Annotated in this window: 6 protein-coding genes and 1 pseudogene; 1 reads left to right on the top strand and 6 read right to left on the bottom strand. The window is 73.2% G+C overall.

All coding sequences use genetic code 11. The annotated features are described in order from the left end of the window. The 5 genes and pseudogenes from IPZ69_RS45145 to IPZ69_RS45125 form a co-directional block, all read right to left on the bottom strand. Positions 1–1201, bottom strand: a pseudogene (locus IPZ69_RS45145) (iron-containing redox enzyme family protein); the annotation flags it as partial. Positions 1202–1364: 163 nt separating this feature from the next. Then, positions 1365–2399 carry an Inducer of phenazine A gene (locus IPZ69_RS45140; RefSeq protein WP_235460733.1) on the bottom strand — a complete coding sequence of 345 codons (1035 nt, stop codon included), beginning with the start codon at positions 2397–2399 and terminating at the stop codon, positions 1365–1367. Positions 2400–2501: 102 nt separating this feature from the next. Further along, positions 2502–3251: an SDR family oxidoreductase gene (locus tag IPZ69_RS45135; protein WP_235460732.1), complete on the bottom strand. Its 750-nt coding sequence runs from the start codon at positions 3249–3251 to the stop codon at positions 2502–2504. Between the two features lie 202 nt (positions 3252–3453). Continuing rightward, positions 3454–4227, bottom strand: coding sequence for a TIGR03943 family putative permease subunit (locus tag IPZ69_RS45130; protein WP_235460731.1), 774 nt, complete (start codon positions 4225–4227; stop codon positions 3454–3456). Next, entirely contained in the window at positions 4224–5258 is a 1035-nt protein-coding gene (locus tag IPZ69_RS45125) for a permease (protein WP_235460730.1), read from the bottom strand. Before IPZ69_RS45125 ends, IPZ69_RS45130 begins: the two co-directional genes overlap by 4 nt. A 174-nt stretch (positions 5259–5432) precedes the next feature. On the opposite strand from IPZ69_RS45125, the gene IPZ69_RS45120 reads away from it, so the two are divergent. Beyond that, positions 5433–7325, top strand: coding sequence for an NAD-binding protein (locus IPZ69_RS45120; protein WP_235460729.1), 1893 nt, complete (start codon positions 5433–5435; stop codon positions 7323–7325). A 63-nt stretch (positions 7326–7388) separates the two neighbouring features. On the opposite strand, the gene IPZ69_RS45115 is transcribed toward IPZ69_RS45120, so the two are convergent. Further along, positions 7389–9176: a S9 family peptidase gene (locus tag IPZ69_RS45115; RefSeq protein ID WP_235460728.1), complete on the bottom strand. Its 1788-nt coding sequence runs from the start codon at positions 9174–9176 to the stop codon at positions 7389–7391. Positions 9177–9269 lie beyond the last annotated feature (93 nt).

Raw genomic sequence — 9269 nt, 5'->3', positions numbered from 1 at the left:
AGGTGGCCGTCGCCTTCTCACGGTCGCCGGTCGTGTCCCCTCCCCCGGCCGACGAGGCGGGCAGGGAGTCGATCCACCGGCGTACGACCCGAAGGTCCTCCGGTGAGAACACCCGGAACATCGGGCCGCGTTCACCGACCAGGCCTCGCACCAGGGGGCTGACGGAGGCCCGGCCGGGCTTGACCAGCTTGCTGCGGGCCAGCGCGTCCAACAGGGGGCCGGCGTCACGGCGGCACTCGGCGAGCCAGCGGGCCAACGGCTTGCCCTCCAGCTGGAACCGGTGGTGGTAGACGGCGCCTTCACGGGCGCGCGCCCGCATGAGCTCGGCCATGTCGAACGCCGGGTCACCGGCCGCGACCAGCTCCGCGTACAGCTCCCCGGACCAGGCGCGCAGCGCGGCGAGCGCCCGGGCGAAGCCGCGCCGCACGCCCTCGGCGGCCCGGTCGCCGTCCCGCTCGGTCAACTCCTCGACCAGCGCCCGGCACCGCGATGCCGGTTGCTCGGCGTCGGTGTCCCGTGGCACGGAGGGGTCCATGGCGTCCCAGTCGGCGTCGGTCGGCCGGGCCCGCCGGACCAGCGTCAGCGCGGGCGGCAGGCCCACCGTGCGCAGGCACAGGTCGGCGCCGAGGAGTTCGGCGCGGAACTCGTCCGGCCGTCTGCTCATCGCCAGCAGCAGCGCCGGGAGCCGGAACGCCGTCTCGGGAATGCGCGGGTCGCTGGTCAGCCGGGCCGCCGGTACGGCGTTCTCCGCGAGCCTGAGCCGGCGCAGCAGCTCCAGGAAGGCCGTGCCCCGGGAGGCGTGCGGGTGTCCGGCGCCCACGTCGGCGGCGTACAGCGCGAGGATCCGCAGCACCACCGGCTCCTCGGCGTTGCCCGGCGCGCTCAGCCACTGGAGCCAGGCACCGGAGACGAGGGAGAGCGGGGCGCATCCGAGGACGGCCCGGCGCACCAGTACGTCCTGATGTCCGGGCACCTCCTGGTGCCCGGCGTCGAGCAGGCCGGTGAACCGTGCGCGCTCGGCGGCGGCCCAGTCGGCGGCCCGCCGCACGAGGTCGTCGAGCGGACCGTCGGCGCCCTCGGAGTCCGCCGCCCGGCGCAACTCCGCGCGGACTTCCTCGACGAACCCGCCGTCCGGCACCGAGGCCTCCGGGTCGGCGGCGTACGCGTACACGGCCCGGGCGGGGCCGCCGTCGTCGTACATCCTTGTCCCTTTCGCGCTCAGAACATCGGGTAGATGGACGCGTCGTTCTTCCGGTTGGCGCGCTTCCTGCGCCGGAACAACAAATCCGCGATCTTCCGCAGAAGAGCCATGGGCCAGTCGCCTTCTTTCACAAAGGAAGGAGGAAAGGAAAAAGAGGGTTCTCTCAGGAAAGGCCGAGTGTTTCGGCGAGCACGCGGGCCACCAGGTCGTAGCCGTGGTCGGTGTAGTGCGCCCGGTCCACGAAGATCCAGTCCCGCTCGGTGACCGCCTCGGCGACGACCGGGTTGAGGTCGACGTAGCGGATGCCGAGCTTCTCGCAGCCGGTGCGCAGCTTCTCGGAGAAGACCTGGGCGACCTCCTTGCGGGAGATGTCGCCGTACAGCGCCTCCCAGGTGCCCAGCTTGGAGATGCGGTCGATCTCGTCGAACAGCAGCCGCTCCTGCGGGGCGTGCCGGTCCCGCATCCACAGCGCCATGGGCTGCAGTACGTACGTCAGCCGGGCCGCCGGTCCGGCGAGGCGCCGCCAGCTGTCGAGGTGGCGCAGGGTCAGGTCGGCGGCGGAGTCGACGACCGAGGGGATGTCACGGCGGACGTCGTCGTGGGTGGAGATGGTGCGGCGGCGCTCGGCGCGGCGGCCGAGCAGCTTGCCGGCGGCCTTGCGGTTGCCCTCGCGGAGCTCCTCCATCGCGTCGAAGTACTCGCCGCAGAACCAGAACGCGCCGTGGTCGCCCTGCTGCCACTCGGGCAGCCGGCCGACGGTGAGGTCGTTGAGCCCCGAGAAGACGACGATCTCCTCGATCTCGGGCAGCAGGTGGCGGTAGAGGGTGAACAGCAACAGCTCCTGGGTGGAGTTGTAGCAGCGCCCGCCGAAGTTGAGCCACGGCACGGACGGGGCGTGCTTGCGCCACAGCTGGGAGGCAAGGGTGGTGGCGTCGCTGGTGGCGCCGATGCCGAGCACGGTGGAACTGCCGGAGACCAGCCGCACGGGGCCCGCGGGCAGCCGCCCGGCGGCGGAGGCCCGCTCCCCGTTCGGGCCGTGCGAGACACGGAAGCCCGCGCGGTCGGTGTTGATGACGGAGGACCGGTACTCGGCCCGGTGGAAGTACATGAGGTACGGCAGGTAGCGGGCCTCGCCGCGGTCGTCGAACCGCGCGTACTCCTGCATCTGCGGGGTCAGTTCGTCACGGTGGAGCTTCACGTCGGGCGCACTCCTCGGCTCGTCCGGAAGAAGACCGGAAGAAAAGAAGAAAAAGGGGCATGAGGGTGAAAGGGGGGAGTAAACAGAGGGAGCGGCGGACGCTCAGTCGCGGAACAGCGGGCCGCGGTGCAGCCGGTACTGAGCGGCCTGGGCCAGCGGGCGGACCACCAGGCGGTCGACGTTGACGTGCTGGGGCAGCCCGACGGCCAGCGCCACGCACTCGGCGACGTCGTCCGCGCTCAGCGGCCGGTCGACGCCCTCGTAGACGGCGGCGGCCCGGTCGGCGTCCCCGCGCATCCGGTTGAGGGCGAACTCCTCGGTACGGACCATCCCGGGCGCCACCTCGACCACCCGGACCGGCTCGCCGCACAGCTCCAGGCGCAGGGTCTCCACGAGCGCGCGCTCGCCGTACTTGGCGGCGCAGTAGCCACCGCCTCCCTCATAGGCGGCGAAGGCCGCGGTGGAGGTCACGGTGACGACGGTGCCGCCACGGCCGGCGCGCAGCAGCGGCAGCAGGGCCTGGGTCACCCGCAGCGTGCCCAGGACGTTCACGGCGTACATCCGCTCCCAGTCGGCCGCGTCGGCCTCGGCCACGGGGTCCGCGCCCAGCGCGCCGCCCGCGTTGTTCACCAGGACGTCGCAGGCGCCCAGTTCGGCGGCGAACCGCCGTACGGCCCCCTCGTCGGTGACGTCGAGCGGGTACGGCCGCGTGCCGGTCTCCTCGGCCAGCCGGTGCAGCCGGTCCGCTCGGCGCGCGATGGCGACCACCTCGAAACCGTCCTTCGCCAGCCGGCGCGCGGTCGCCGCGCCTATTCCGCTGCTCGCTCCGGTCACCACGGCCGTTCCGGCCACCGACGCCACCGCCTTTCCAGTCGTCCGGGAATACGCACGGCCGAAATTCCCGCGGAATTCCGGCGGGATCCTCCCGGTCATTTCTGCGTGCGGTGAAAGCTTTCCCGGTCGACGGCGACGGTTGAACCCTGCACATTGTTCGGAAATGCGCAGTGCGGGAACCCGCAGGGCGGACAAAAGGGGCGGGGAGCCGCCGAACGGCTCAGTTGTTCCAGGTCTCGTCGTACGGATCGTGCGGCGTCGGCACCGGCTTGGCCGCGGTGACCTGGAGGAACGGGATCGGGCCGTGGTTGACGGGGTCCCGGGTCCGCTCGGTCGTGTAACGGCCCGTCACCTCCAGCCAGGCGTCGGGCTGGAGGACCGGCGGTATCTTCCCGGTCAGACCGACCTTCACCGGCTGGGCGTCGGCGGCACAGCAGTTGAGGGCCATCCGGACGAGGTAGGGGGCGCCGGTGCGGTCCACTGCGACGAAGCCGGTGATCCGCACGCTGCGCCCGCCCAGGGAACGGCCGTGGTCGTAGACCGCGCGCCCCGCGTAGTCGACCAGGCTGACCGGCACGGGGTCGCCGGCCGGCAACTTCGCGTACCCGTACGGCTGCTGCAGGGCCGTACCGGTGCGCATCGCGCTGTAGGAACCGAGCGCGGGCGGGGCGACCAGGATGAGGGCGAAGAGGGGGAGCACGAGGAGCCAGGAGATACGGGGCTCGCGATGGACGTGCTCGTGGGCGTCCGCGATGTCGGTGACATCGGCGGCTTCGGCGGCTTTTGCGGTCGCGGCCTCCCCCTTCGACCGGCGCGCTCGTTTCCACTCGTACCAGGCCGTCGCCAGCGCCGCCGCGATCAGCACCACCCCGGCCGCCAGCAGCAGGGGGCGCAGGCCCGCCTTGACATAGCGCAGGTAGAGGTCGGTGAAGCCCGCGTGCAGCAGGGCCGCGCCGGTCAGGAACAGGACGGCCGCCTGGGCTTGTCGGTTCACAGCAGCACCGCCCCGGTCAGGACCGCGCCCGCAATGGCGAGGACGAAGGTGGCGGGGGCGAAGCGGAGGGCGAAGCCGCGGCCGAAGGTGCCGGCCTGCATCGCGAACAGCTTCAGGTCGATCATCGGGCCGACGACCAGGAACGCCAGCTTGGCCGTCAGCGAGAACTGGGTCAGCGAGGCCGCCACGAACGCGTCCGCCTCCGAGCAGATCGACAGCACCACGGCCAGGACGGCCAGGGCGAGGACGGAGAACACCGGGTTGTCGGCGGCGGTGCGCAGCCAGCTCTCCGGGGCCACCGCCTTCAGCGTCGCCGCGGCCATCGCGCCGAGGACCAGGAAGCCGCCGGCGTGCATCATGTCGTGGCGGACCGACCCCCAGAACGCCTCCCCCTTGCTCTGTCCCTCGTGCCCGGCGTGCGCCGGCGGGCGCAGCCAGTCGGTGCGGCCGAGGCGCTGCCACAGCCAGCCCATCGCGCACGCCACCAGCAGGCTCGCGACGAACCGGCCCACGACCATCTCCGGGTCGCGGGGGAAGGCGACGGCCGTCGCCGTCAGCACGATGGGGTTGATCGCCGGGGCGGACAGCAGGAAGGCGATCGCCGCGGCCGGGGTGACTCCCCGCCGTACGAGCGCCCCGGCCACCGGCACGGACGCGCACTCGCAGCCCGGCAGCACCGCACCCGCCATGCCCGCGACCGGTACGGCCAGCGCGGGGCGGCTGGGCAGGGCGCGGGCGAAGAACGAGGGCGGTACGAAGACGGCGATCGCAGCCGACAGCAGCACACCGAGCACCAGGAACGGCAGGGCCTGGACGACCACCGCGACGAACACCGTCATCCAGCTCTGCATCACCGGCGTGGACAGGGCCCCGCGGATCGGTCCCTGGAGCACCACCACCACGACCAGCAGCAGGGTCAGTGCCAGTGGCGAGCTCAGGTGCCAGCCCTCCTGGTCGGGCCGTTTGCCGGTGCCGGGCGCCGCCTGCTGGGGGGCGGCGGCCCCGGGCGGGGCTTCTTCGGTGATGGCCACGGCTGGGATACCTCCGGCGTACGGGCGCTGCTGCCTGTTCTCCCTCCCCCTCAGTACGGCGGCTCGCACACGGGTGTTCACCCCGTACCTGGAACCACCCGTCTCCTTGGGGCAGTCTTTTCCCTCGTGGGGAGCGTTCCGTATCAGGGTGGACACGGTGGTGCGCCGGCGCACATGGTGGTGTGCGGGGACGACGGTCTCGCGCATCGGCTGGCGGCCGAGTTGCGCGGAGTGTACGGCGAGCAGGTGACGCTCGTCGTGCCGCCGAACGAACGCACGGCACGGCCACCGGTGGTCGGGCGGCGGGCCCGGGCGGCCTCGGCGGCACTGCTGGACCGGGTGGTCAACGCCGCCGTGGGCCGGGCCACGGGCAACAGCAACGGCGGGACGAGCGGGAGCGGCGGCGGTGAACCCGCCCGTGCCGAGCGGGTGTTGGAGGCCGCCGAGCCGTCCGAGGCGGTGCTCGCCGAGGCGGGCGTGGAGCGGGCCACCGCGCTGGCGCTCGTGTACGACGACGACGAGACCAACATCCGCGCCGCGCTCACCGCCCGCCGCCTCAACCCGAGGCTGCGGCTCGTCCTGCGGCTCTACAACCGGCGGCTCGGCCAGCACATCGAGGAACTCCTCGACCAGGCGGCCGCGTTGGCGGCGGGCAACGGCGAGGACGCCGGGAGCGACGCGTCGACGACCGTACTCTCCGACGCCGACACAGCCGCGCCCGCGCTGGCCGCGGCCGCGGTCGCCGGCACCACCAAGGTCGTCCAGACGGACGAGTTGCTGCTGCGCGCCGTCGAACGACCGCCGCCCGGACCGGGGTTGGTTCCCGACCCCGGGCTGTGCACCCTGGCCCTCCTCTCGACGACCAGCAGCGATCCGGCCGGTGCGGACGGCTCCGAGGGCAGCGGCGAGCACGGACCGCGGCTGCTGCCCGACGAGGCGGAGGTGCGCGGTGCCACCGGGCGCGGGGCCGTCGTCCTGGAGCAGGTGTCGTGGGCCGCCGAGGAGCCGATGCCCGCGGGGCGCACCTCGGGAGTCGTACCGCCGTTCGCCTCGCTGTTCTCCCGGCGGCTGCGGTGGTCGCTGGCCGGGCTCGTGGGGTGTGTCGTCGCGCTGGCCGTGGCCTTGTCGCTGGTGACCGGGATCCATCCGCTGCGGGCCTTCTATCTGACGCTGCTCGATCTGTTCGCCATCGACGACCCGGCCATCGGGCAGTCCGTCGGGCGGCAGATCCTGCAACTCCTGTCCGGGCTCATGGGGTTGCTGCTGCTGCCGGTCCTGCTGGCGGCGGTGCTCGAAGTGTTCGGCACCTTCCGCACCGCCTCCGCGCTGCGCAGACCACCGCGCGGGCTGGGCGGGCACGTGGTGCTGCTCGGCCTCGGGAAGATCGGCACGCGGGTGCTGACCCGGCTCCGGGAGCTGCACATCCCCGTGGTCTGCGTCGAGGCCGACCCCGAGGCGCGCGGGCTCGCGACCGCGCGGCGACTGCGGGTGCCCGTGGTGCTCGGCGACGTGACCCAGGAAGGCGTCCTGGAAGCCGCCAAGATCCACCGGGCGCACGCGCTGCTCGCGGTGACCAGCGCGGACACGACGAATCTGGAGGCCGTGCTGTACGCGCGATCCGTGCGACCGGATCTGCGGGTGGTGCTGCGGCTGTACGACGACGACTTCGCCACCGCCGTGTACCGGACGCTGCGGGCCGCGCATCCGCGGGCGCTGATCCGGAGCCGGAGCGTGACGCACCTGGCCGCGCCCGCCTTCGCCGGGGCGATGCTCGGGCGGCAGATCCTGGGGGCGATCCCCGTCGAGCGGCGCGTGTTGCTCTTCGCGGCCGTGGATGTGGCCGGACAGCCCTGGCTGGAGGGGCGGGCCGTGGCGGACGCGTTTCGGGCGGGGGCGTGGCGGGTGCTCGCGCTGGAGGGGCGGTCGTCGGTCTCCGGGGACCATGTGCTGCGGGCCGGGGAGCGGGTGGTGCTGGCCGCGACGCGGAGGGGGCTGGCCGAGCTGCTCGGCCGCCCCGGGGCTCCGTCCCCGGACCCCGCCGGCCCGCCCGATCACCCGACTCGGTAGGTCGAGAGGTGTCCCGGGCGGACCGCTCCGTACGTCGAGAAGCCGCCCGGGCTCCAGCTCCCCCTACTGCGGCAGGTGTCTTCTCGCGAAGTCCATTTCCAGCGCCACCTGCTTGATCCGTTCCTCCACCACCAGGGAACCGTGTCCGGCGTCGTACCGGTACACCTCGTGGGGCGCGTCGCGGGCGGCCAGGCGGTCCACGTAGTTCTCGACCTGGCGGATGGGACAGCGGGGGTCGTTGACGCCGGCCGAGATGTAGACGGGGACCTGGACCCGGTCGACGTAGGTGAGCGGGGACGAGGCCTCGAAGCGGTCGGGGACCTCCTCGGGGGTGCCGCCGAGGAGCGTGCGGTCCATGGCCTTCAGGGTCTCCATCTCGTCGTGGTACGCCGTCACGTAGTCGCCGACGGGGACCACCGCGATGCCCAGCGTCCACAGGTCCGGCTGGGTGCCGAGGCCGAGGAGGGTGAGATAGCCGCCCCAGGAGGCGCCGGTGAGGATCAGCCGGCCGGGGTCGGCGAGGCCGGACGCGATCGCCCAGTCCCGGACCGCGGCCACGTCCTCCAGCTCGATCAGGCCCACCCGGTCCCGCAGGGCGTCCGTCCAGGCCCGGCCGTAGCCCGTGGAGCCGCGGTAGTTGATGCGGACGACCGCGTAGCCGTTGTCCACCCAGGCGGCCGGGCCCGCGGCGAAGGAGTCGCTGTCGTGCCAGGTCGGGCCTCCGTGCAGGTCGAAGACCGTGGGGAGGGGGCCCGTCGCTCCGGCCGGCTTCTGGACGAGGGCGTGGATGCGGCCGCCGGGGCCCTCCACCCACGCGTCCTCGACCGGGACCGAGCCGGGGCACCGCATTCCGGGCGGGTCGAGGACCACCCGGCCCGTCGACGAGCGGACCGTCGGCGGCTCGGCGGCCGAGGACCACAGGAACTCCACGCTGCCGTCCGGGCGGGCCGTCGCACCGGAGACGGAACCGGTCGGGGTCGGGATGGGCGACAGCTCACGCGTGCCCAGGTCGTACCGGAACAGTTCGCTGCGGGCCTCGAAGCCGTGGGCGACGAGCAGGGCGGAGCCGTCCGGATACCACTCGGCGCTCACGTCGCCCGGCAGGTCCAGGGCCAGGTCCGTCTCCGCGCCCGAGGCCACGTCCCACACCAGCGGCTCCCAGCGGCCCCGCCGCTGGTGGCCGATGAGCAGACGGGTGTCGCCGTCGACCGGGGCGAAGCCGAGCACCTCCAGGCCCAGCTCCTCGGTGCCGCCCTTGGTGTCGTCGAGCTCGGCGAGCGGCGAGCCGTCCCGGCGCAGGACGCGCAGCGAGGAGTGCATCGCGTCGCCGTGCTCCGTGTGCTCGATGGCGATCAGCGTGCCGTCGTGCGAGAGATCGCCGACGTACGCCGACTCGTGGTGACGGTAGAGCTCCACCGGGGAATCGCCCTCGCGCACGAGGTGGATCGTCGTCCCCTCCTCGTCCGTCGAGCGGCCCACGATCGACGTGCGGCCGTCCCGGGCGAGGGCCAGGCCCGCCGGGTAGGAGGCCTCCAGGCCCGGCACCGCGAGCTCGTCCTCGCCGCCCGCGAACGGCTGGCGGCGCCAGACGCCGAACTCGTCGCCGTCCTTGTCGTCGAACCACCAGATCCAGGCGCCGTCCGGAGAGAGCAGGCCGTCCGTCGTGCCGTTCGGCCGGGCCGTCGCCTGGCGCTGCTCCCCCGACGCGCGGTCCCACGCGTACAGCTCGTACGTCCCCGTCGCGTTCGACACGAACAGGGAGCGGTCCGGCGCGTCCTGTGCCCAGTCCGGCAGCGACACCCTCGGCGCCCGGAAGCGCTTCTCCCAGTCCGGCATCTTGCTCTCAGTCATGGCCCCATAGTGCCTGGCCCCGCCGACAATCCGCCGCCGGGTGTCCTCAGCCTGTGGATAACTTTCCGCCCGCCGCCGACCCGCACCGCCGAC

It is taken from the genome of Streptomyces olivochromogenes (assembly GCF_021538895.1).
Classification (GTDB): Bacteria; Actinomycetota; Actinomycetes; order Streptomycetales; family Streptomycetaceae; genus Streptomyces; species Streptomyces olivochromogenes_A.
This window is presented reverse-complemented; position numbering and strand designations above follow the sequence as displayed.